Consider the following 24,505-nt stretch of genomic DNA (forward strand, 5'->3'; position numbering starts at 1 on the left):
GATTTTGAGTCTGGCCTCCGAAGATGGGTCTTCTTCACTTTTCATTTTTCCAGCTTGATGCCCTCTCAAGGAGTGGAAGAGTTACTTTCATATTGACTGTTCCTGGTTATGTCGGCTACCCTAACGAGCCAAAGAAGTAGATTCGAACCGTTCACCTCATGTTTTTTAACACTCACAGGAGGAGGGCTGTTATGAGAAGATGGGCTGCATTCGCAATGATGTTTGTCGTCTTCATGATCGGGCTCGCCTTGATGGTGCCGATGGGCCAAGCCGCAGACGCTGCCAAGGATTTGGCGGCGAAGTACATTCTGGCAACGGCTAAGGCCGCCAGAACGGTGTACGTCAAAGGTGTGGTGGCCGATGCGAGCAAAGGAGGCATGAAACCTGATGAAGATTGGGTGAAGGATGACCACGGTATGATGCTTCCTGCTCAATTCGTGAAAGAACTAGGAAAGGAAATTAAAGAATTTGATCTGTCCTTGGTGGGAACCGATCCCTTGTATGCGTCCAATGCACCTAAGAGCGCAAAAGAAAAAGAAATGCTAGCGGAATTAGCCAAAGGAAAAGAAAAAATGATCGTGACGGAAGATGGCGGGGCGACCGTTGGCATGTCCGCCGATTATGCTATTGCGGACAGTTGTGCCGATTGCCATAACAAACATCCTAAGACCACTAAAAAAGATTGGAAGAAGGGTGACTTTATGGGAGCCATTGTTGTCAGGCTGAAATAATTTCATTTTAAGACTAATCGTCTTGAGAGAAGGCGGGGAGGGTTTAACAACCTTCCCCGCCTTTTTTTATTCCTACCCTAAGTTTCCTTTTTGAAAAAGTACTTCCTGACCTTAAATTCGGTCATAGGTGTGCCGATAAGACGAGGTGGAAGAGAAAAAGGGAAAAGTAAGGCTGAAGGATATGGGTTAAAGCGAATGGTCTATCCTTTCATGCCTCATGAGGTCATATTTTTCTTACATCCCTTACCTATTGTTTCCAGTTCATTGACTTCCTAGAACGGAAATCCTCCAGCAAAAAATATGTGGCCATTGAAAGTCCATTATGGAAGTTGGTTCCGTTTCGAAAGACCATGGCCATGGTCTATCTCTTTTTAGGGTTCGTGCCGCCAAGCGGCCTACTGTGAAAGCACACAGAAGCTTGATGATGGTTGCTTGCAGTCTGGTGGGCCATTGACTGGTGACGTATGTCACCAAGCAATGGCTTGTCGGGTGTGACCGGTTTGGGGGAACAGTCGGGCAATATTGGTCTTTGTAGATGCGGGTGTTTTTTCGCCGGCCTCGCGATGGCCACCATAGGATTGTGATCCACGAATATGATGGATGGAGACCGGAAGCTTCGAAATGGGACGATGGTTGGTGTAATTGACCATAAAGGACAAGATGATGACAGCAATGTTGACGGACAAAGAATTTGAACTGTTTAAGCATCTGATTTATCAGCAGGTTGGTATCAAACTGGATGGGCCAAAAAAAACTCTCTTAGTGTCTCGTTTGGGAAAAAGGCTTCGGGATCTTCACCTTTCCTCCTATCAAGCTTACTACGACTGCGTAAGTGGGGAAGGCGGGGAAGAGGAGCTCATCAAATTGCTGGATCTGGTGTCGACGAATAAGACGGAGTTTTATCGGGAGCCGGTGCATTTTGATTTTCTTCGAGACCAGGTTCTTCCAGAGGTGCAATCGTCCAAGACCTTAAGAATTTGGTCTTCTGCGTCATCTTCCGGTGAGGAGCCCTATACGATTGCCATGAGCTTGTCTGATGCGATTCCCGATATCAATCGATGGGACATCAAAATTCTCGCCTCGGATATTTCTACACGGGTGTTGGCAAAGGCCTCTTCGGCTATTTATGAGGAAGAGCGGGTCAGTCAACTTCCCAATGATCTGGTGAAACGACATTTTCTCCGAGGGAAAGGTCCGCAGGCGGGAAAACTGCAAGTGCGCCCTCAGGTCGCGCGTCTTGTGGCCTTTCGACGGATAAACTTAATGGATCCGACATTTCCCATACGCAGTCAACTGGATGTGATTTTTTGTCGGAATGTCATGATTTATTTCGATCGTCCCACCCAAGCCAAGCTCATGGAGAAGTTTTTCCGATACCTCCGGCCTGGAGGGTATTTATTTATCGGACATTCAGAAAGTTTGCAATGGATTGACCATCAATTTACGTATCTGCGCCCAACCATTTATCAAAAACCGGTCGGTGTGAATAGTAAGGCGTAAGGGGGGTGAGAAGTGGAGAAGAAAGCATTCAACCCGTTTCTCCTCGGCTTGACGGTTTACCCCTTAAGGTAAGGAAATTATGTCATCGACAGGATTGATGGAATTCGGACATATTCGTCGCATGCAGGATACCCGCTTTCCTTATGAAGTGGCAGTCATACTCCCTGGTGAATATTTTGTGAGCCGGGAGCCCAAAGTCGTTTATACCGTGTTGGGCTCCTGTATTTCAGTGTGTTTACGGGATCCACTGGCGGGCGTGGGAGGGATGAATCATTTCATGTTAGCGGCCCCTTCCAACACTGAAGGGCACGATAATTGGGCCGATTCCGGACGATACGGCAGTTTTGCCATGGAAATGCTGATGAACGATATTTTCAAGCGTGGCGGAAAAAAGGAGCGACTCGAAGCGAAGGTCTTTGGTGGTGGGAAAATTTATGATGGCACCATTGATATTGGGGCTCAAAATGCCGCTTGGGCTCTCGCCTTTTTGGAGCAGGAGGGTCTGTCTCCTATCAAAGCGGATGTCGGGGATGTGTGTCCCCGGAAGGTATACTATTTTACCGATTCGGGGAAAGTGCTCATGAAAAAACTCGATCGTATCGTGGCCAGTGAGATTGCGAAGGAGGAGGGGCAGTATCGGAAGAAACTTCAACTTGCTCCGGTGCAATCGGACGTCACGCTATTTTGAGGAAAATGTAAGACGAAAAAATGGTGAAATCTCAATTGAGAATGAGATAAGGAGAAAAGCGTGAGGCGTAAAGAGGAAAGGCATTCTTCGTCCTATCCGCAGATCGTTAGCGGATATCCATTCAAAAAGGGGTAAGATGGCTTCCCGGGGAGACCTGGCAGCCAGGACGAAGCAGGTGCAAAGAAGAAGGGTTTTCATAGTAAGGAGTCAAGACAACAGAAAAAAGAGTTCAGGGATCAAAATGCTACCGGAGATTTTTTTCCAACTTCTGACTTTTCACTCCTTTAGTAGGGAATAATTTTGTCACAGAGGGGAACCGTATGATTGAGAAAAAAATACGCGTGTTGATTGTTGATGACTCGGCGTTAATTCGAAATGTCATGACGGAAATTTTAGCGCAAGATCCTGAAATTGAGGTGGTTGGAACGGCTCCCGATCCGTATGCCGCCAGGGATAAGATGAAGGCTCTGAATCCTGATGTGCTGACATTAGATGTAGAAATGCCAAAAATGGATGGGCTTACCTTTTTACAGAAAATTATGGCCGCGAGGCCGATGCCGGTGGTGATGGTGAGTTCATTAACTGAACAAGGAGCTGCGACGACGCTACAGGCATTGGAAGCCGGTGCCGTGGATTTTGTGACGAAGCCTACAGTGGATATTCAGCATGGGCTTTCGGACTTAGCTCATCAAATTATCAGCAAAGTGAAGATTGCCGCCCTAGCCAGCGTGAAAAAACGAACTCCCCCTGCCGACTGCACTGAACGGATTAAAGCCCTGGCTGCCCAATCCGCAATGATTAAAACTACTGACACAATTATAACCATTGGTGCGTCAACGGGTGGGACCGAAGCGCTTCGGGAATTATTGGAAGTGCTGCCACCGAATACTCCCCCCATCATTATGACGCAACATATGCCGGAGCAATTTACGAAATCGTTTGCGAACCGGCTGAATGAACTGTGCCAGATTCACGTGAAAGAAGCTCAGGAAGGTGACAGCGTGCTGCCCGGACAGGCCTTGCTGGCGCCGGGTAATTATCATATGGAACTTCGCCGAAGCGGTGCTCGCTATTATGTCTCTCTCAATCAAGCGCCACCGGTCAATCGTTTTCGTCCTTCGGTAGATGTCATGTTTCGATCAGTGGCGCGGTTTGCCGGGGGAAATAGTCTCGGGGTGATTCTGACCGGAATGGGGAATGATGGAGCTGCCGGTATGTTGGAAATGAAACAGGCCGGAGCCTTTAACTTTGCCCAGGATGAAGCATCCTGTGTCGTTTTTGGGATGCCAAAAGAAGCCATCAAGGCTGGAGGAGTCGACAAAATTCTTCCGTTACAGGACATCCCAGCGGCCATGCTGGCTCATTTAAAAATGCTGGCTCCGCGTTAGGCGGAGCCTCCCAGGTAGGGAAGGTCCCGAGACATGGACACGATTGCCTGTTTGACGGTCCATAAGATTCTCCTAACATCGTGAGGCTGAACTCTGATCTTTTTGTACAATTCGACATGGGGAGGTCGTTGAGGTCTGTACCTATAGTTTGTGAGCCCTCATCTCATTCCTCTCGTTTTGGCTTTGTTGAATTTCCATAGATGACGTGCCACCTATGTGTTACACCTTTTCTGTAGGTCTGGAAGATGTGCCACCCGGTGTATGGGTTTTGAAGAGCTTGCCTTAAATGGTGCGTATTCATTCGTTTCTTTATCAACTTCAATACCGATAGAAGCACAGTGGTCCCAGAAATTTCTTTTGAAGATGTTGCGTATATCCGGAATCTGGTCCGGGTCCAGGCAGCCATGGTTTTAGAGGAGGAGAAAATCTATTTGGTGCAGTCACGCCTTGGACCTTTTGCCAAACAGGAAGGCTTTGGATCAATGTCGGATCTGGTTTCTCACCTCCGACAGACTACCTATGGCCCATTACACAAACGGGTTGTGGAGGCGATGACCATTAACGAAACAAGTTTTTTTCGGGACCTCCTTACATTTCAAGCACTGAAAAACCGGCTCCTGCCGGAAATGATTCAAACAAATCGGGATACCAAGCGTGTACATATTTGGTGCGGGGCCAGTTCCAGCGGACAGGAACCCTATTCGATTCTCTTGACGATTTTGCATCATTTTCCTGAACTGACGTCCTGGCATATTCGTTTGATTGCCACTGATTTTTCCCAGGAAATGGTCAGACGTGGCCAGGAAGGCCGATATGGACCATTCGAAGTCAGGCGGGGTCTTTCTCCCCCTATGCTGAATGCCTATTTTGCGCGGCAAGGGATGGAGTGGCAGATTCGTGATGATGTGCGGGACAGGATCGAGTTTTTTGAGATGAACCTGGCTGGTCTGTGGCCGGTTCTTCCGCGAATGGATCTGGTGTTTATACGCAATGTCATGATGTATTTCGATATGGAGACCCGGATGAATATTTTTCGACGAATTCGAGGCATCCTCGCCCCCCATGGGTATTTGATTCTCGGAGCCACGGAAACGACGTTGGCCGTGGATGATCATTTTGAGCGTGTTCCGGTGAATGGCACGTCAGTGTACCGAGTAAAGAAGGATTAATGGAGGGTGTGGTTTTTTTTAATGTCCGTTCGGTTCGTATTGCTCCCGTTGATGAAGGTAATCATTTGATACGTTAAATTTATCTTTCTTGATGGAGTCAGGTAGTCGCATTCGACTGCCTCAGCACGAAGGGATCTCTTACTCGTGACCGGTTTGCTCTGTGTGGTTCTAAGAAAAAATTGTGAGGGGGTGGAGAAAACTATGGCGGCATGATGCCAAACAAGAGCCAACTGCAGTTTTCTTCACTGTTATGAAGTGAATCAATCTGATGTTAAAGCCATTATGCAGCAGTGTTTAATTCTTTGCGAATCCACACCGATAAAGTGAGTTGGATGATCACAGGCTTGTCAAGGAGATTTCTTGGCATACACCATGGAGGAGTTTATGAATGTTACGCAGGAAAAGAGAGAAAATGTCGTGGTCGTGCATCTGGCGGGACGGTTTGACTTTGGCGCAAGAAAAACTTTTAAAGACGGCTTAGGAGAGGCAATGAAAGAAGAGTTGCCGATTGTCTTAAATTTTGGAGAAGTATCGTTTGTAGATAGTTCCGCCTTGGGTATTTTGGTCATTGCCCATCAAACTCTTAAAAGTAAAAAAATCCCCTTTAGTCTGGTGAATCCCCAACCTTATGTTCGCCAGGTTTTAGATTTAGCCAATGTGGCCAAGATGATCCCCATTTACCAGACAATTGGTGAAGTCCCACAAATGGCGGTTGTGTCATCATAGGTCTAATCGTCATTTTCCTTTTTCCGGCCTGAATTATCTTTCTCACCTATTGAATTTTGATATGGATCATGAAACGAAAGAGGAGCGCGTGAGGGGTAAGGCTAAGGCGTGAAATTAAGGTCAACGGTTTTCCACCCTCCCTGCCGGTGGGTAGCGGGTATCCATCCGAAAACGCGAAGAAGAATTCTTAATAAGCAATGTCGGGAATCCCGGCGTCTGTCGGAAGGCGTAGGGGCAGGGTGGGTAGTTCGGCTGAACTGTTATGCTTCAGCCATTCAAGGAATAGCCTTTTATTCGGGACGGTCTCACCTATGACGACTCGAAAGCGTCTTGCCTGTTCACAGATATGTGCAGGCATGTATTTGGTTCGAATTCTCGATTCCTGGTGGAAGTCGCCCTTCTTTCGTCACCGCCGACTGCTTTCTTCCCACGATGTGCAGCAATTGCTCCAGTCCGGCATTCATGAAGTTGAAATTGATACTGCCAAGGGGCTTGATGTCCCGACCGATGCAGAAGCCTTTCCGCTCCCGGGCACCCTCGAATGTCATTCGAAATCCAAGACGCCTTTCGATCAGGATGAATCATCCCGTTATGAGTCCTCCGCATGCCCTCCAGAGAGAAAGGATGGACTGGAAGATGGTCATCAAGAACGGTTAATACGATTGCGGGAAGATACGATTGCGGCCTTGGAAGACATGTTCGAAGGCGTCAAAACCGGTCAGGCCATTCCTTCTGTTGCCATGCAGGAGACGGCTAAGGCCTTTGTGGAGAAAGCCTTAGCCCATCCAACTGTGCTCGCCGAGATCATGCTCATTGAGCATCTTGAACAGTTTGATCCCACCCTGTACTCGCATGTGGTTGATACAGCCTTGTTGTCCATTCTCGTTGGCCTTCAACTGAAGTGGGAGGTAAAGCAACTTGAAGAGATTGCTGTCGCCGCGTTGTTACATGATGTTGGCTATATGCGACTGCCTCTCAACTTGGTTCAGTCACGATGGGGGAGCATTGGGATTGATTATTCGTTGTTGCAGCAACATGTCGATATGGGCGTGGCGCTGATTCATAAACATTCGGAATTTTCACAGGATATCGTTCAAATGGTGCAGGAGCATCATGCCTATCTGGATGGCTCCGGGTATTCCACCATTTTAGGGGGGAAGCCGGTCTCCGATTCTGGAATTTTACTGGGACTCACCGATTATGTTGATGAGTTGCTCGCCGTGGGGAATGTCGGCGGATCATTTCCTGTGGCCTTAGCGATTCGGCGAGTCTACCAAGAAGCACAAAAGGGGAAGTTCCCGACGCGGTTTGTCGAAGCCATGATTCGTGTGTTGGGAGTGTATCCTGTGGGCACGGTTGTTCAACTTTCCACGGGCGAGGATGCCGTGGTGGTGAAGCAGAATCCTGAGATGAGCGTCAGACCACAAGTCAAGATTTTCAGGACATGCACGGGTGAGATTCTCAAGAACCCGGAGATGAGAAATTTGGGGATTCATTCAGAATTAAAGTATGAAGTGAGGATTACGAAAGTGCTTGATTCTGCAGATCCTTCTATTAACCTTCGCGAAATCGTTTCCTAGCTCATGTGGCGTAATCCTCTCTTGTTTCAGACACTATGGGATGGTTTGATGGTTGGAGTGTGTCTGGTTGATCGGGAGGGCCAGCTCACCCATATGAATTTAGCCGGCTCCCGCCTGTTAGGGTGGGGAGCCGCTTGTCCCACGAATGTTTCATGTCATGACCTGTTGGAATGTCTGGTTCCCTATGACGAGGACCGAACGGCCGTCTGCCCATTTTCTGGCTTACTGCTCGAAAAAAAGATGCTTTGGGTCCCGCGGACTCGTTTACGAAGGCGGCAGGGGACATGGTGTTGGGTTGAATTGAAGGGCCTTGTGGTGGATGACGTGGAGGCGTCTGGATTCCTGTTGATGTTTCGAGATCTCAGTTCAGAAATGAAATTGACCGAAGAAACCCGCCGATTAGCGTCCATTCCAAAGGAAAATCCATTTCCGGTGATTGAAGTCGACTCGGCAGGTCAACTGCTGTATGCCAATCCCGCCATGGTTCGCCTGATGGAGGAAGCCCATATTGGTCAGGACGGTTTTTCCACGGCCCTGCCGGATCGATTTTTAGAGTTGGCTAAGCGTTGTTTGTCCCAAAAACATCTGGAGATGCATTACGAAGTGAGTGTTGGGGAAAGACAGTATTCATGGACATTCGCTCCCCATGCCGATTTGGGTTTACTTCGTGGGTATGGCATGGATATCACGGAACCCAAGCGAGCCGCAGAGGAATTGTCCGCCTTTGCGGATACGTTGGAAGCGAAAAATCATGAACTGGATCAGGCGTTAATGAAGGCTGAATCTGCTACCCGAGCTAAGGCCGCGTTTCTGGCTGTGATGAGTCATGAAATTCGCACTCCCTTAAACGGAGTGATTGGTATGGCGGAGGTCCTGCTTGGGTCCTCTCTCAATCACGAGCAACAGGAATGTGTCAACATTATCCGTATGTCCGGTGAGGGGTTGCTGACTATCATTAACGATATTTTAGACTTTTCAAAGCTTGAGTCTGGTCAATTGGCCCTGGAAAACATTGGGTTCAATTTGACGTCCTTATTTGAAGAGGTCGTTGATTTGTTTTCAGAGCGGGCTCATCGAAAGGGTCTGGATTTGGCTGCCTATGTCGACCCCGATGTACCCTCCCAGCTGTTTGGCGATCCGCATCGTTTGCGACAAATTCTTTGTAATTATCTTTCCAATGCTCTCAAATTTACGATGGAGGGATCGGTCCTTCTGCGTGGTTCTCTGATTCATTCATTGAGCTCCGAGTGTGATGATTCTCTGGGTGGGATTAATCAACTTCCCGGTGATCCCGACGAAGAGATTCGGTTGTGGATTCACTTATCGGTACAAGACACTGGCCTTGGTATGTCGGAAGAAGTGCAGAAAAAAATTTTTCACGTGTTCACTCAGGCGGATAGTTCCATGAGTCGAAAATTTGGAGGGTCCGGTTTAGGGTTAGCGATTTGCAAGCAATTAGCGGAGCTGATGCACGGGACCGTCGGGGTGAAGAGTCAACCAAATCAGGGATCAACATTTTGGTGTGACATTCCCTGTCGGGGATCACGGATACCGCATTTCCCTAATACGGAGGGCATACAGGGTGCGGGCAAGGAGGTCTGGGTGATCGGTCCCCATGAATCATCAGGGTGGGTGATGGCGAAGCTTCTTCAGGAAGTTGGTGTCAGGGTCGTGCAGATCGCCAGCATTCAGGAGGCGATGACCTTATACGAAAGTGTCCACGAATCGGACGGTCTCGTCGCGGGAGTGATTCTGAGTGAGCGCTTGGAGAAAGCGGCTGTTCATGATGGGTTTGAACGATTGCGATCCTCTTCGCTGTTTCAGGACGTTAAAATTTGGGGTATGAAGCCATTTTGGTATCGCAAGGATGATGAAGAAACCCGTGTGAGGTTTGACGGGATGATCACGCTTCCCTTGCACCGTCAGCAATTTTTCCACTGTTTATTCGGCCAATCGGACCATCCCGGACCGTCAGATTTCACGAGAGTGACTGAGCTACATCCCGTTGAAATAGTGCAGAGACCGATTGAGGTTCTCGAGCAGCCCTTGCTCAATAAGCAGGCCGGACCTTCGGTGCTGGTTGTGGAAGATAATCCGGTGAATCAACGGGTCGCCGCCGGCATGTTAGGAAAACTCGGGTGTCAGGTGATCATCGTGGACACGGGAGCCCAAGCTTTGACGTTGTTGAAAAAGTCAGTTGTGGATTGCATTCTAATGGACTGGGAACTTCCCGACATGGATGGGATCGCCATTACGCAACACATTCGGGAATTGGAGCATGCCGGAGCATTGGTTCATACAGCTGCGTATTGGCATCGCCATCATGGTTCGGGTTCGCCTCCGGTACTCCATATTCCGATTGTTGGGATGACAGCTCATGTGCTTTCTGAGCATGGGCAACACTGCCTGGAGAACGGCATGGATGATTGTCTTTTTAAGCCGGTTCATTTACGAGATTTTGAACGAATACTCCGGCGATGGGTAGGGTTTCCTCCCAATGGATTGGATTCGTCCTCATCTAAGACACATGGACCCGAACGGGCAGGGATTCAGTCTGTTGCCACCAAACAGTCCGGAACTGCTCATCAGGAGAGAACTTTTCCACAGTACCCGGCAACCAGAGAAGGTTATGACGTCTCTGCCGCGTTGCAAGTCCTGGAGGGAGATGAAGAGCTGCTGTATTCCTTGTTCAACATTTTTACTGCCACAGCCCCTGACCTACTCAAAGGAATGCATCAGACCATTCATTTGGAAAATCGGCAAGAGCTTCAAAGGCTTGCTCATCAGATGAAAGGGGCGCTGAATGCGTTGCACGCCAAGCATGAAGGGAAGGAAGCGGAACAACTTGAACTCACGGCCGTCTCGGCAGCATTTTCGCATCTGAATTCGACAGTGATCAGATTGGAGCGAATGGTCAAACGGTTGATCGGAAAATTCGAACGCCTGATTGCCCTTCAAGGAGAAAAGTATGGGCGTTCCTCTGAACCCCCTTTTTTTCGGGAAGGGAGGTACACAGAATGACCATGGCGCAAAGGCTCAAATGGATGGGTGAGGTGACCACAATATCCTACTATCCGGGAAGAAGTCTCAAGTTTCCACATGATCGGTCCGATACCACAAACATTACAGACCAAACTCTAATGAGGGTGCCACAATGAAAGATTTGCTGACCTTAAGTGAAGTCTCGACGTTTTTGAAAGTGCCAAAATCGACCATCTACAAGCTTGCGAGAGAACGTCGACTCCCAGGGCATAAAGTTGGAAAACATTGGCGTTTCGTTCGAGAAGAAATTGAAGCCTGGGTTCAAAATGCCGGAGGAGATTCGGTGATGGTTGGTGCTGGGTCTCAACAGGGGGTTCGGGATAGGTTTAGTTTAAATTAACTTCTCCCTGAAGGCCTCTGACTCTCTCCCGGGAGGAAGGGCCGACAGCCACAGGAATGACCTGCTCATATTCTGAGGGCAAGATGCCCCGGAATGAGCAAGGCTCTTTTTTGATAGGCTTTGCAACTCTCAACTCATTTAATTTTCGATCTCTTTTCTCCTTCCTACAAAGCATTCTTTCCTTCCCATCATTTCTGTTTAATCGTACTTGTCCATTTGTCGTCAGTTGCGTTGGGTTTTTTCTGTATTCCGGTATCACGAATTTTTTAAAATCGCGTAAGGTCGAAACAACCTTGGGAGAAGGTTTACATTCTTTTACATTATGAACAGGGGCCGACCTGTGATTTTCCAGAGACGGCTAAAGATCACAGAGAAGTTAACCGAATTTCGAATATGCCACGTTATGATCATCACAATATGCACGTGTACCGTTAAAGAAAATTCTTCATTGGTTGAAAAACCCGAATTTGCCTGGGATTCCATGCCCCAAGGCGTAAGGAGCGCATCATGATTGATACCGGGATGAAAGTGTTGGTGGTAGACGATATGTCTACTATGCGTCGAATTGTGAAAAACGTGTTACGTCAAATCGGCTATTCGGACATCGTGGAAGCTGAAAACGGGCAGGACGCCTTGACGAAATTGAAGGCCGGCGGATTTGGGTTGGTGGTGTCGGATTGGAATATGCCCGTGATGCAGGGTATTGAGCTCTTGCGGGCAGTTCGTGCCGATGCAGAATTGAAAACGCTCCCGTTTTTGATGGTCACGGCTGAAGCGCAAAAAGAAAATTTGATAGAGGCCGTTCAAGCCGGGGTCAGCAACTATGTCGTCAAGCCGTTTACCGCAGAAGTTTTACAAGGAAAATTGGAAAAAATATTTGGCAATGTTCAGCCGGCAAAAACGTCATAATTGGGAAGGACATCCTCCGACTATAACGATATAAAGGAGAATCTTATGCTCGTGGATCGGATGATTGAGGCCGATGTGCCAGGCGATGAAGAGCTATCCGAAGAGGGCCTGGATGAGAAGCGTTCGATTAAAGCGGAAATGGAGGAGTTGGCCAAGTATGTTGAAGTGATTACCCAAACAATCCGGGAAATGGAATCTCCGGTGACATCCACTTCCGATCAACTTCCTCAAGCCACATCACATTTACATGATCTTGCCAAGATGACGGAAGACGGAACGCATAAGGTTCTCAGCTTGACAGAGGAACTGGAACGAAATCGGGAGGCCGTTCAACATCATTTGGAGCAATTACGGGCTAATGTGGCGGGGAGAGCGGCTAAGGATCTTGATGCAATTTTAGTTTTGGTGAAGGCGGATGAAGGACGATTGTTGAATATTCATGTGGCACTATCTTTCCAGGATCTCGTGGCCCAACGCGTGGCCAAGCTTGTGACGATTTTAAACGAAATCCAACATAAATTATTAAAGTTGGTGGTCATTTTTGGAATCCAGCAAAAAAAGGGTGAAGCAGGTTCATCGAGTGAAGGACGGGGGTACGAAATGCTGCGCCAGTTGGAATCATCCAAAACCACTGCCCTTCAACAAGATCTGGTGGATAGCATCATGTCCGAATACGGAATGTCCTAATGTGTATGCACGGATCATCAGTGCAACGTCGCAGGGTGTTCGATGGAAAAAGTCTAGGAGCTGAGAACAGGTGATCGATGAATGACGAAATGAAAGAAATCCTCAACGACTTTTTGGCGGAAAGTTCTGAAATGCTGGAAGCCCTGGACCAACATTTCGTAAAGTTGGAAACGGAGCCATCCAACACCGAACTGCTAAACGAGATTTTCCGGTGTATGCACAGTATGAAAGGATCCGCCGGCTTTTTGGGGTTTACCCATTTGGTGGAAGTGGCGCATCAAGCTGAGAGTTTGTTGAACAAGTTGCGACAGGGTGAGATGACGGTTTCTCCGTTCATAATCGATATCATTTTGGAAGCTGTGGATGCCGTGAAAATGCTCCAAACCGATATTCGGGAAACCGGAGGAGATTCTCATGTCGAGACCCAGGGCATTGTGAATAAATTGGCGCTAACCATGGATAGCGCCGACGATCTGATGCTGACTGTCTCTCCTCCCAAAAAGGCAGGGATTGAGACGATTTCTGTCGCTCACTCTTCGCCTCCTGCAGAGATGACGGCGTCTTCTATGGCTGAGCCCCCTGATACCTCTTCCTTGGCTTCTCCTTATGAGGAGCCGTCCCTTGAAGGACCGGTAGAGGTTGAAGGGGTACCGGAGCCTGCGGCCGTTTCTGAGGGTCCCGTTGGATTGTCGGATGTATTACATAAAATGAAAGAAGCGACGACCCGAACCGTCCAGGCCGCTAGTGCTCCGGGTTCCAAGCTATCAGGGGGTAAAGAAGAAGATCAGACGGTTCGAGTTGAAACCAAACGCTTAGATCATGTCATGAATCTGGTGGGCGAATTGGTGTTGAACCGCAACCGTCTTATGAAACTGGGGAATGGCCTGGAAGAGCAAGATGAGATCAATCCGGCTCTCCGGGAATTAAATATGACGTTGGCGCAACTCAATCTGGTGACCTCCGATTTGCAATTGGCGGTGATGAAAACACGTATGGTTCCTATTCGTAAGGTGTTTTCACGATTCCCCCGGTTGGTCCGGGATTTGGCCGGTAAGCTAGGGAAGCAAGTGCGATTGGAATTAGTGGGAGAAGATACCGAAGTCGATAAGTCCGTAGCCGACGAGTTAAGTGATCCATTGGTCCATTTGGTGAGAAATTCGATGGACCATGGCTTGGAAACGGCAGCCGACCGGAAACAACACGGGAAAAGCCCTGAAGGGTATGTGCGATTGTCGGCCCAGCAGGAAGGTAACAGTATTGTCATTCGGATTGAGGATAATGGTCGCGGATTACAAATTGAGAAAATTGCCGCAAAAGCCCTCGAAAAAGGTCTGGTGGCTCAATCCGAACTGGATTCCATGAGTCCCCGGGAAATCATGAATTTAATTTTTCTTCCAGGATTTAGTACGGCGGATCAAGTCAGTGATGTGTCAGGCCGTGGCGTGGGCATGGATGTGGTGCGAACCAATATCAGCCGAATGAATGGGAGTTTGGAGTTAGATTCCGATCCGGGTCAAGGGAGTCGCGTGACGATCAAGCTGCCGCTGACCGTGGCGATTATTCAAGCCCTCATGGTTGAGGTGGAATGTGCCACATTTGCTATCCCGCTGGCTTCCGTGGTTGAGGCCGTCAAGGTCACCAAAGATGAAATTAAAAGTGTCAATCGACAGGCGGTGTTGAACCTCCGTGAACGCATTCTACCGCTGCTGGATCTTGGTGAAACCTTTCATATTCCTCGGGACCGGACTGATGAGGAATGCTATGTAGTAGTCGTCAAGATCGGGGAACAACAGTTTGGAGTTGTGGTGAATCGATTGCGGGCACAAGAGGAGGTCGTGATTAAATCGTTGGGGGAATTTTTGGCAAACGTGAAGTGCGTGGCGGGAGCTACCATTACCGGGGATGGCAAAGTGGTGTTGATTCTGGATATGGCCGATTTAGTGCGGGAAGTGCAGGCGTCAACGTATACCGGTATGCGCTAATCCGTCAGGCGTGAATTGGATCTGAGTGGTCAGAGAAATTTTGTAGACGGACGGGCAATCGACTCAAAAGATAAAGATTGGACGAATGATACCTCCTGTGGTGAATGGAGGTCTGAGGAGACCGTAATGGCAAAATGGATGGCCGAAATTGACCAACGTACCGGACTTGCCGGTGCCAATAAGATGGAACTATTAATGTTTCATTTTGGGACGAGTGAAACCTACGGAATAAATGTGTTTAAGATTCGAGAAGTCATGAAGCTCCCACCCGTGGTGAAAATTCCCGATTCCGATCCTCGAATTCTGGGCCTGGTGAATCTTCGTGGAGAAAATATTGCCTTAGTGGATTTGAAGCAGGCGATTGGACTTGGACCGTTGGATCCTGTTGGTGCGAAGTTGATCATTGCGGAGTATAACGATAACAAACAAGGATTTTTGGTCGCGGGTGTTGATCGGATCATCCGTATGTCGTGGGAACGTATTCAAATACCTCCGCCGATGGTCCAATCGAGCCGGCAGGGGGCAGTCACGGCTATTACCAAATTAGAAGATGGCCGTATGGTGTTAATTTTGGATGTGGAAAAGGTCTTGGCCGAACTGCATCCACGAAGTGAGGAAGAAGTTTTCGTTGGCATTGAACCGCACGAGGAATTAGCCGGGAAACGTGTCTTAGTTGCCGATGACTCGCTTGTGGCCAGAAAGCAAATTACCAAAACGTTAGAACGATTGGGAATGAAATACGAAGAAACACAAACGGGAAGAGAGGCGCTCACCCGTTTACGACAGTATGCGGAGTTGAGTGTCAAAACGGAGCGAACCATTTTTGATTTTGTCGTGGGTGTGATTACCGATATCGAAATGCCGGAAATGGATGGGTTTTCCCTGACGAAGGCTATCCGTGAAGATCCCCGATTACAGGGTCTTCCGATTTTGATGCATTCTTCTTTGTCCGGCCAGTGCAATGTGGATAAGGGCAAGGCTTTGGGTGTGACAGATTATGTGACCAAATTTCATCCAACGGACCTTCGTGACAAATTGGTTGAACATCTTGGAACGCCGTAGTGATTCGTGGTGCGGTTTCACAGGGAAAACGCATCGTTGGAGGGGATGAAAAAAATTTTACTGCCATAGGACGAGACACATGAAACGTGTATTAAGAGGATACCAATGATGAAGGCGACGTGGAATGTAGGCATTACAACAAAGTTAGTCTGGATCCTTCTGTTTTTTTCGTTGATTCCTCTGAGTGTTCAGGTCTATTCATTGTTTCAGACTGCAGAGGTTTTGAAAAAGGAGGTTGGAGTCCAATACCAAGAGCTGGCGGAAGTGATTGTTGAAAAAATTCACCTCTATCTCGCTGAACGGGCCGCAGATGCTCAAATTCTGAGTCGGAGTACGTTTTCTGGCGTTCCGGAGCATCTGGGACAAGGTGTGAGTCCCTCATACGAATTAGTGCAGGTCTTGAATTCGTATGTTCAGATAACCGGGATGTACTCTCTGGTTCAAGTGGTAGATCTGGATGGGAATTTGATCGCTGTGAATGATCATGATGCAGAAGGCGTGCCTCTTCAGACGGAGAAATTGTATGGAAAAAATTATCGATCGACTCCGTGGTTTCGGGCCCTCCGAGGGGCCGGAGAGAGGGCCAGCCCGACAGATCCTTCTTCAAGAAGCGATGTGAGCCGAGAGGTCTTTGTGGAAAGCGTCATGCTAGATCCGGATGTGCAGGCACTCTTTCCCCGAGAGAGTGGTTTGACGATTGGGCTCTCTGTTCCTCTCTATGCTCATGGCCGAGTGGTTGGGTATGGGAGCCATCGTATGAAGTTTTCAAAGATTGAAGCTTTTTTTAAAGATGCATACCAGGATTTAAAGAAAGCCGGGTTTTCCCATGCGGACCTTATCCTGCAGGATGACCAAGGTATGACGCTGCTGGAATATGCTCCGGCTGTCAATGGAACCGAAGAAGTGACTCACGATTTCGACAATGTGGTGTTTAAGGCAAATCTGGCTCAGTTGGGACTTGAAGCCGCACAATCCGCTGTTCAGGGCCAATCCGGAAACGCCAGGAATTTTCATCCCGGAACACAAACGAATCAAGTCATTGGTTTTAGTCCGATGTCCGGGGGAGCCCGATCTTTAGGACTGCATTGGTCGGTATTGGTGCAAGTTCCGGAGGATCAAGCGTTCAGTCATGTCAGCAGCCTGACGAACAAAACTTTGTTGGAGATGCTGGTGGGCCTTCTCGTGGTGGTCCCCATTGGGATTCTGATGGGAAGGAAAGTCGTGAGCCGATTGAAACCCGTGTGGGAAGTGGCGGCGAAAGCCTCGAAGGGGGATTTGACCCACCGGGTTCCCGTAAAGACTCAAGACGAACTCGGACAAATGGGTTTAGCTCTGAATAACTTGTTGGATGAATTAAGTCGGATGCTCCTGCAAACCCGGAACGTCGCTCACTCCCTGTCTCAAGCGTCGGTCCAGTTGTCTTCGGTTGGCCATCAGGTCGTTCAGGCCAGCCAATCACAAGTTCACCAAGCCACTCAGGTGGCTGCAGCGGTGGAAGAAATGTCTGCCACGGCTATTGATATGGCCCGTCATACGCAGGCCCTGGCTTCGACGGCTACAGGAGTCAATGATTCAGCCGTCCGGGGTGGAGATGTGGTCGTCTCTTCTATTCATGGGATGGAATCGGTTTCAAGCCGCATACAGGAATCCGCCGGCCGTATTCAGAAATTAGGGCAACGCTCCAAAGATATCGGGGACATTATTGGAGTCATTGAAGATATTGCGGAACAGACGAATCTGTTGGCGCTCAATGCTGCCATTGAAGCTGCCAGGGCAGGAGATCAGGGCCGAGGGTTTGCTGTGGTCGCAGATGAGGTTCGGAAGCTAGCCGAGCGAACGGGGAAGGCGACAAAGGAAATTGCGATGGTCATCGAATCGGTACAGGCTGGAACTCACGAAGCGGTTCGTTCGATGGAAGCGGGTACGGAGGAAGCGCATTCCGGAATGGCCCTGGCCAGAGAAGCCGGAAATCGATTGACGGAGATTGTGCAAGGGGTTCAACGGGTGGTGGATATGATTCAACATTTTGCTGAATCGACGAAACAACAGTCTTCGGTCTCCGGACAAATCTCTTCGAGTATTCAACAGGTGGCGCAACTCAGTCAGGATAATGAAAGCCACATTCAGGGAGTGGCGACGGCCACCAAGCAGTTTGCGGCATTGGCGGACGACCTTCAAACATCCCTTAGTCGCTTTACGCTAAAAAGGTGAAGACATTTTTTGTTCGATGTGTCTCTCGTGAAAGAAGTGTATGCAGCGTTTAAGGATTGGTCCAAAATTCGTTGTAAATCTGGGTGCGCTAGCCGTCGGATTAATTGTCTGTAGTCTAGGGGTGATTTATCAACTAGAGTTTGGCCGGTTGCAGATGATTTTGGAAGAACAAGGAAAGATTATTCAAGCCCAATTTGAAGTCACGAGAGCCTATATTGCCAAAAATTATGTGGGAAAAATAAAACAATCGTCCATGGGTCCCAACCTGCATGTGTCTCGTGATCATGAGGAAGATTCCGATGCCATCCCTTTTCCCGCCACTGCCATACAGGAAATCGGCCAGAATTTGGGGGTGGGGGGAGTGTATCAGGCACGGCTCGTCAGCGATCAGCCGATGAATCCCGACAATGCACCGAAAGATACCTTTGAACAACAGGCTCTTGAGCGAATAAAGAATGGAGCGAAAATTTTCAGCAAAATTGAGTCGATCAACGGGGTTCCCACCTTTCGACGGGCGAGCGCAGATGTGGCTACCGTCGAAGCTTGTATAGGTTGTCATGGCGGGAAAACATTGGGAGATGTGCTTGGCGTGTTGTCCCTTTCAATTCCGATAACGCAGGCCAAAGAGGCGATGATCAGTTCGGTCCTCCAATCGGGGATGTTGATGATCGGGATCATCATCATTTTTCTGGGTGCGGTGTACTGGCTGGTTTACCGGCTTGTCCTGAAACCTCTTCACACCCTAATGGGCATCTCTCGTGCCATTGCACAGGGCGAAGGTGATCTGACGAAGCGAGTGTCAGTTGGAAAGGGATCTGATGAATTCGTGGAACTCAGTTACGATCTCAATACGTTTATTGAAAAAATGCGGTTGGCGTTGTCATCCGTCAAGCATGTGACAAACCGCCTTGTGGGTTCCACTATGCAGCTTTCCACGACGGCGGATGAAGTGGTTCAGGCTGCTGAAGGGCAAAATTCTCGTGTGATTCAGTCAGTTTCCACCGTGGAAGAAGTGTCAAGAACTGCGGGAGAAGTGGAGCAAAGTTCCACAGAAGCTGCACGCATTGCTCAGGAAACCGCCAAAGCTGCGCGAGGCGGACAGGAAGAGATGAACCAAACCGTGATGGGTATGCAACAGATTTCTCATGCGGTGGTGCAGGCCGCAAATACTATTACTGCACTCGGGCGGTCTTCGGACCAAATTGGAAAAATCGTAAGTGTGATTGAAGATATTGCGGATCAGACCAATTTATTGGCACTCAATGCGGCCATTGAGGCTGCGAGGGCGGGTGAACAGGGGCGAGGGTTCGCTGTGGTTGCCGATGAAGTGCGGAAATTAGCAGAACGGACAACCAAGGCGACTAAAGAAATTGGAGATATGATCCGGCAGATTCAGAAGGATACGCGAAGTGCTGTTTCATCAATGGATCAAGGTACAAGCCAGGTCGGCCTTGGGGTGGCCTTAGCCAATAAAACCGGAGGGGCCTTGGCAAACATTCATTCTATGATCAACGCGACGGTGGAGAAGATTCAACGAATTGCCAATGCTACAAAAGAGCAATCCATGGCAACGCGACAAATTGCCAGCGATTTAGAATTTATGACCCAAACAACCCGTCAGACAACCAGTGGAGTTTTTCAGTCCGCCAAAGCTTGTCATGATTTGCGACTGTTGGCCGGGGATCTTCAGAAGTTGGTCGGATCAATTAAAGTGTAACTCAAGGATCCCCATGCCCGGTGAATGGTCAAAGAGCCCTAATGGGTGGAAGGGGGGTTCTGGTTGATCGAATCGTTGAACCCCGGTGACTGGTCGGTTGAGATCGAAGGAGGTAATTTCTTCTTGTCGACAACCTGTTCGAGCATGTTGACGGAGTCTTTGAGTAAATCCGCCGCGCAGGCCAAGGTGACATGTAATTGTTTCCAGGCCTCATCCCAGCGGCCCTCAAGTTGAAGGTCCTGGAAACGTCGATGTTGGTCTTGCAAAATGGCTTTTTTTGCATCAAGGAGTAACCGATCGGCTTGTGAGCTGGCGAGTCTGTCCATGTAATGAATCCTTTATTTAGAGACATGCTAATGAAGTAATAATGCTGTTCACCCTATCAGAGCCGTTCTTGAAGCCTCAAGGCTTGTACATTAAACGTTGGTGGACAATGCGATGAATTATGTGAGATTGCTGTAGATTCTTACCTGCCTCTAAGGGAATCTAATAACTGTTAATGGAAAACAATGGAAATCATTGACGCTCATGTAGGACATTTCGTGGCGGATGGATGAATATGATCGAACTGTGGGGAATGGCATCGATCAAAAAGGAACTGTCTGTGGGGAGGAAAGTGATGCTGCGGAAAGCGGGGTCAGTCAGGCGGTTGGTTGCGTGGATGGGCCAGGTATTTGAAGGGCTTGGAGAAACCAAAAGCCCTGGCGATGTTGGGTGGCATCGGCTCTCACAGGGTAGGAACGGGGCATGAGAGAGGCTCTTGACGCGTGTGGAGGGACACAAGGCATGCAGAAAACTTTGACGAAGGTATTACCTCATGATGATTTTGAGGAGGACAGTGGAGTGGTTCTCCAAATGGTCAGTTTTCAGTTGGGGGACGAAGTCTTTGCTATTGATATCTTGGTGGTTCAGGAAATTATTCGTCTGCTGGATATTACCCAGGTTCCCAATGCCCCTCATTTTGTGGAAGGGGTAGTCAATCTGCGTGGAAAAGTCATTCCCATTATTAATCTTCGGGTTCGCTTTGGTCTGGCCGGGACTGAACCCACCAAGGATACCCGGATTGTGGTCGTGGAAATCGCGGATATGATTTTAGGATTTATCGTTGATTCTGTTGAAGAAGTCTTACGGCTGTCCGAAGAATGTATTGAACCCCCGCCCCCTACTAGTCGAGGAGGTGCTGAAGAATGTCATAAAGGGGTAGGGCGGGTGAATGGGTGCCTCGTGTTGTTGCTGGACCTTGAACGGTTGTTTAGTCATCGGTCCTTTGCATAAGGAAGAATGGTCCATCATGGATATTTTATCGGTATTGGGTATCCTGCTTTCGCTGGGCGCCATTGTAGGCGGACAACATTTGGAGGGCGGGCATTTAAGCTCCATTCTCCAAGGGACAGCCTTTTTGATTGTGATGGGAGGCACGTTGGGCGCGGTGATGCTGCAATTCCCTCTTCCAATTTTTCTGAAAGCTCTTTCCAGTGCCAGCATGGTGTTTGGAAATGTGAGCGTGGATATGAAGGGCATTATTGCCAAAATTGTGGAGTTATCCAATATCAGCAGAAAACAGGGACTTTTGGCTTTGGAAGGGCAAATTAAAACATTGACGGATCCGTTAATGGCCAAAGGGGTGCAACTGGTGGTCGATGGGACGGAGCCGCACAAAATAAAGGAAATCCTGGAAGTGGAAGTCGAAATTTTTGAAGAAGAATTTGGAACGACGAGCAAGGTCTATGAAGCGTTTGGCGGATATGCGCCGTGTGTGGGGATTATTGGCGCCGTACTTGGTCTGATTCATGTGATGGAAAACTTGGCCGATCCTTCAGCATTGGGTGGCGGGATCGCGGTGGCATTTGTAGCCACGGTCTATGGGGTGGGAGCTGCCAACCTCTTGTTTCTTCCTATGGGTAATAAAATTAAGTTAAAGGCTAAGACTTTGATCATCGCGAAAATAATGGTGATTGAAGGCCTTGTGTCCGTGGCCCAAGGGGAAAATCCACGAATGATTGAGGAGAAGCTGAGTGGATTTCTGTCCTCGGCGGAGAAAAATAAAAAGTAAAACGCTGACGGCCGGACGATCGGGGTGAGGGGCGTGTGAAGAAAAAACACGAGGAACATGAAAACCATGAACGATGGCTGGTTTCGTATGCAGATTTTATTACGTTACTGTTTGCTTTTTTTGTGGTGATGTATTCAGTCTCATCTGTCAATGAAGGGAAGTTCAAGGTCCTCAGCGAATCACTGGTGAGCTCCTTTAACAACAAAAAGACAGTAGGGGAACTTTCAATCGTGAATCTTCCCATAAATAAAAATATCCCCACTCAGGTTAAAGCGAAATCTTCTCCAGCGGAAAATGCCGGGGCCTTCCTAAGCGTGGCCAATGCCATTACTGCCGCGAACATTCCTCAAGGGGTGCAAATCACTACGACGGAACGTGGGTTGAATATTCGGATCAAAGACGATGCGCTATTTCAAAGTGGAAGTGCCAGGCTGAATCCACAAATTATCGAATTTATCGATCTCCTTGCCGGACTCGTCAAAGAGTTGCCCAACCATATTTCCGTTGAAGGGCATACGGACAATCAGCCGATTCGATCGTCTCTCTATCCCTCGAATTGGGATCTTTCTACTGCCAGGGCCAATACCCTGGTCCGCTATTTGATCGACCAGCATCATCTTGCTGATGAACGATTGTCTTCAACCGGCTATGCAGGGACCCGGCCTGTTGAGTTGAATGACACACCACAGGGTCAAGCCTCTAACCGTCGAGTAGAACTCATTGTGCTGAGGGGTACCCATTCCGACACCGAATTTTCACACCCCTACCTTCCCTAGAAAATATTCCACGATTCGACCGCAATTTCAGAACATCAGTTGATCCAATTTCGGCTTTTCGCTAGGCAGGATCTGGCCTATAAGGAAAGTAATGCCGATAGGTGCCGCGTGGTGTCCGGGATTCCAATGCCTGGTAGTTTTAGATTTGAAGAGTTCAATAGGCAACAATTGCCAGTTCGAGCTCACGGGTGCCGGGTTTAAGGACTGAATGCTACCCCTCCGTAGAAAAACTTTCCATTCCGGTCTCTCTTCCGATCAAAATCCGTCTCTGTCTCTTATTGGCACATGCGTTGCAGAATTTCTCAGGTATTCACGTCAAGGAGGAAGCCATGAACCGAGGTATCTATCCGCCCTTAGCCGGGGCGATTACGCTTGAACACCGCATGGAAGTCCTTTCTCATAATATCGGGAATGTGCATACGACGGGATTTAAAAAAGACAAGCCGGTCTTCGCAACCATCCTGGGACAAACCTCAGGGCCTTCCGTGGCCGGAATAGATTTGTTTCCCCTGATGGATGCGCTTCCCCCTGATCGATCGCAAGGCACCTTGTATCAGACCGGGGAACCGTTAGATATAGGGTTGGAAGGCGAGGGGTTTTTGGTCGCCCAAACATCAGATGGATTGCGGTACTACCGTGGTGGAAAATTGTATCGGAATGCAAACGGAAACTTAGTGACCCATACCGGTGATCCACTTATGGGAAAGAAAGGGCCCATTACCCTTCCTCCTGGCGAGGTCGTGATTGGCGCTGATGGATCACTTTCCGTCAATAATCAGGTTGTAGACAGGTTACGGTTGGAGAGGATTGCGGATGGACAAGAAACGGCCAAGGTGGGCAATTTGTTCTGGACCGTTCCAGCTCAGATCGTTCCGGATAAGCAGACAACGGTGCATCAAGGCATGTTGGAACAATCCAATGTCAATCCGTCCCTGGATATGGTTGAGTTGATCAAAGTGACCAGAGAATACGAACAAATGCAAAAAGCGATTAAAGCCATGGATGAACTAGCCGCCCAAGCCATACAGGCAGGCCGGGTTCAAGGGTAATCCGAAACAGGGATGAGAAATGATCCAGGACCCTTTTGCTGTATGAACAGTTTCTCGGGGCCAGCGAACACAGATAAAAAGGGGGAGCAACCACAATGATTCGAGCGATGCATACCGCATCCACAGGCATGTTTGCCCAACAACTGAATATTGACACGATTGCGAATAATCTCGCCAATGTGAATACGACAGGGTTTAAACGAAGTCGCGCAGAATTTGCGGATCTTCTTTATCAAATTTCCCGTTTGCCTGGAGCGAGTGCTTCGAATGTTGGGGTCTTTCCTGTGGGGATGCAGGTCGGATTAGGTGTGAGGCCGGTAACCGTGGCGAAGGAGTATGTCCAAGGAAGTCTCAAGCAAACCACGAATCCGTTGGATTTGGCGATAGAAGGAGTGGGATTTTTTCAAGTCACACGCCCGGATGGGACCACGATGTATACGCGGGCTGGATCCTTTAAGCAAGACAGTACGGGTAATGTGGTTTCAGGTGACGGCGATCAGCTCATTCCGAGCATTACCATTCCGTCCGGAGCACTCCAAGTGGATATTGGGCAGGATGGAACGGTGTCCGCGTTGCTTCCCGGGGTGTCTCAAGCCACTCAGGTTGGGCAAATTCAGTTGGTGCGATTTGATAATCCGTCCGGTTTGATTGCGCAGGGCAATAATTTATTTTCAGAGAGTTCCTCCTCAGGTCCTGCACAGCAGGGGACACCAGGCTTTTCAACCGGATTTGGAAATATACAGCAAGGATTCCTGGAAATATCTAATGTGAATATTGCCGATGAAATGGTCAATATGATCATTGCCCAACGGGCCTATGAACTGAATGCGAAAGCCATTCAGGCATCGGACGATATGATGCAGGTTGTTAACGGACTCAGACGTTAGAGGATAAG

The 24,505-nt window shown here is 48.7% G+C and carries 22 protein-coding genes; 21 read left to right on the top strand and 1 reads right to left on the bottom strand.

Going from position 1 to position 24,505, the window contains the following annotated elements; translation table 11 throughout:
* Window positions 1-191 precede the first annotated feature (191 nt).
* The 15 genes from PQG83_RS03290 (at window position 192) to PQG83_RS03360 (ending at window position 19,732) form a co-directional block, all read left to right on the top strand.
* Window positions 192-731: a c-type heme family protein gene (locus PQG83_RS03290; RefSeq protein ID WP_312746762.1), complete on the top strand. Its 540-nt coding sequence runs from the start codon at window positions 192-194 to the stop codon at window positions 729-731.
* A 660-nt stretch (window positions 732-1,391) separates the two neighbouring features.
* Window positions 1,392-2,231, top strand: coding sequence for a CheR family methyltransferase (locus PQG83_RS03295; RefSeq protein WP_312746764.1), 840 nt, complete (start codon window positions 1,392-1,394; stop codon window positions 2,229-2,231).
* A 79-nt stretch (window positions 2,232-2,310) separates the two neighbouring features.
* Window positions 2,311-2,919, top strand: a complete 609-nt coding sequence (locus PQG83_RS03300) for a hypothetical protein (protein WP_312746766.1) — start codon at window positions 2,311-2,313, stop codon at window positions 2,917-2,919.
* A 323-nt stretch (window positions 2,920-3,242) separates the two neighbouring features.
* Window positions 3,243-4,307 carry a protein-glutamate methylesterase/protein-glutamine glutaminase gene (locus PQG83_RS03305; RefSeq protein ID WP_376753566.1) on the top strand — a complete coding sequence of 355 codons (1,065 nt, stop codon included), beginning with the start codon at window positions 3,243-3,245 and terminating at the stop codon, window positions 4,305-4,307.
* Between the two features lie 338 nt (window positions 4,308-4,645).
* Window positions 4,646-5,476, top strand: coding sequence for a CheR family methyltransferase (locus tag PQG83_RS03310; RefSeq protein WP_312746770.1), 831 nt, complete (start codon window positions 4,646-4,648; stop codon window positions 5,474-5,476).
* Between the two features lie 360 nt (window positions 5,477-5,836).
* Window positions 5,837-6,202 (top strand): STAS domain-containing protein, encoded by a 366-nt coding sequence (locus PQG83_RS03315; RefSeq protein WP_312746772.1) that lies wholly within the window; start codon window positions 5,837-5,839, stop codon window positions 6,200-6,202.
* Between the two features lie 311 nt (window positions 6,203-6,513).
* A complete protein-coding gene (locus PQG83_RS03320; protein WP_312746774.1) occupies window positions 6,514-7,782 on the top strand; it encodes a cyclic di-GMP phosphodiesterase in 1,269 nt (422 codons plus the stop codon).
* 3 nt (window positions 7,783-7,785) lie between these two features.
* Complete coding sequence (locus tag PQG83_RS03325) at window positions 7,786-10,803, top strand: PAS domain-containing hybrid sensor histidine kinase/response regulator (RefSeq protein WP_312746776.1); 3,018 nt, start codon at window positions 7,786-7,788, stop codon at window positions 10,801-10,803.
* Window positions 10,804-10,936: 133 nt separating this feature from the next.
* Window positions 10,937-11,164 (top strand): helix-turn-helix domain-containing protein, encoded by a 228-nt coding sequence (locus PQG83_RS03330; RefSeq protein WP_312640577.1) that lies wholly within the window; start codon window positions 10,937-10,939, stop codon window positions 11,162-11,164.
* A 507-nt stretch (window positions 11,165-11,671) separates the two neighbouring features.
* Window positions 11,672-12,073: a chemotaxis response regulator CheY gene (locus PQG83_RS03335; RefSeq protein ID WP_312746778.1), complete on the top strand. Its 402-nt coding sequence runs from the start codon at window positions 11,672-11,674 to the stop codon at window positions 12,071-12,073.
* Window positions 12,074-12,118: 45 nt separating this feature from the next.
* Complete coding sequence (locus PQG83_RS03340) at window positions 12,119-12,760, top strand: protein phosphatase CheZ (RefSeq protein ID WP_312746780.1); 642 nt, start codon at window positions 12,119-12,121, stop codon at window positions 12,758-12,760.
* A 77-nt stretch (window positions 12,761-12,837) separates the two neighbouring features.
* Window positions 12,838-14,742 (top strand): chemotaxis protein CheA, encoded by a 1,905-nt coding sequence (locus tag PQG83_RS03345; protein WP_312746782.1) that lies wholly within the window; start codon window positions 12,838-12,840, stop codon window positions 14,740-14,742.
* A gap of 126 nt (window positions 14,743-14,868) precedes the next feature.
* Window positions 14,869-15,804: a chemotaxis protein gene (locus PQG83_RS03350; RefSeq protein WP_312746784.1), complete on the top strand. Its 936-nt coding sequence runs from the start codon at window positions 14,869-14,871 to the stop codon at window positions 15,802-15,804.
* 105 nt (window positions 15,805-15,909) lie between these two features.
* A complete protein-coding gene (locus PQG83_RS03355) occupies window positions 15,910-18,015 on the top strand; it encodes a methyl-accepting chemotaxis protein (protein WP_312746786.1) in 2,106 nt (701 codons plus the stop codon).
* Window positions 18,016-18,055: 40 nt separating this feature from the next.
* On the top strand, window positions 18,056-19,732 hold the full coding sequence (locus tag PQG83_RS03360; RefSeq protein ID WP_312746787.1) for a methyl-accepting chemotaxis protein: 1,677 nt from the start codon (window positions 18,056-18,058) through the stop codon (window positions 19,730-19,732).
* A gap of 38 nt (window positions 19,733-19,770) precedes the next feature.
* Here PQG83_RS03360 and PQG83_RS03365 read toward each other — a convergent pair whose 3' ends face one another.
* Window positions 19,771-20,058 (bottom strand): hypothetical protein, encoded by a 288-nt coding sequence (locus tag PQG83_RS03365; protein WP_312746788.1) that lies wholly within the window; start codon window positions 20,056-20,058, stop codon window positions 19,771-19,773.
* A gap of 223 nt (window positions 20,059-20,281) precedes the next feature.
* On the opposite strand from PQG83_RS03365, the gene PQG83_RS03370 reads away from it, so the two are divergent.
* The 6 genes from PQG83_RS03370 (at window position 20,282) to flgG (ending at window position 24,497) form a co-directional block, all read left to right on the top strand.
* Window positions 20,282-20,410 carry a hypothetical protein gene (locus PQG83_RS03370; protein WP_312746789.1) on the top strand — a complete coding sequence of 43 codons (129 nt, stop codon included), beginning with the start codon at window positions 20,282-20,284 and terminating at the stop codon, window positions 20,408-20,410.
* A gap of 108 nt (window positions 20,411-20,518) precedes the next feature.
* Entirely contained in the window at window positions 20,519-21,007 is a 489-nt protein-coding gene (locus PQG83_RS03375) for a chemotaxis protein CheW (protein ID WP_376753567.1), read from the top strand.
* A 16-nt stretch (window positions 21,008-21,023) separates the two neighbouring features.
* A complete protein-coding gene (locus PQG83_RS03380) occupies window positions 21,024-21,785 on the top strand; it encodes a flagellar motor protein (RefSeq protein ID WP_312746791.1) in 762 nt (253 codons plus the stop codon).
* 35 nt (window positions 21,786-21,820) lie between these two features.
* Window positions 21,821-22,561 carry a flagellar motor protein MotB gene (locus PQG83_RS03385; RefSeq protein WP_312746792.1) on the top strand — a complete coding sequence of 247 codons (741 nt, stop codon included), beginning with the start codon at window positions 21,821-21,823 and terminating at the stop codon, window positions 22,559-22,561.
* Window positions 22,562-22,890: 329 nt separating this feature from the next.
* Window positions 22,891-23,610, top strand: coding sequence for a flagellar hook-basal body protein (locus PQG83_RS03390; RefSeq protein ID WP_312746793.1), 720 nt, complete (start codon window positions 22,891-22,893; stop codon window positions 23,608-23,610).
* Window positions 23,611-23,705: 95 nt separating this feature from the next.
* A complete protein-coding gene (gene flgG, locus PQG83_RS03395) occupies window positions 23,706-24,497 on the top strand; it encodes a flagellar basal-body rod protein FlgG (RefSeq protein ID WP_312640596.1) in 792 nt (263 codons plus the stop codon).
* Window positions 24,498-24,505 lie beyond the last annotated feature (8 nt).

It is taken from the genome of Candidatus Nitrospira neomarina (assembly GCF_032051675.1).
Taxonomy (GTDB): domain Bacteria; phylum Nitrospirota; class Nitrospiria; order Nitrospirales; family UBA8639; genus Nitrospira_E; species Nitrospira_E neomarina.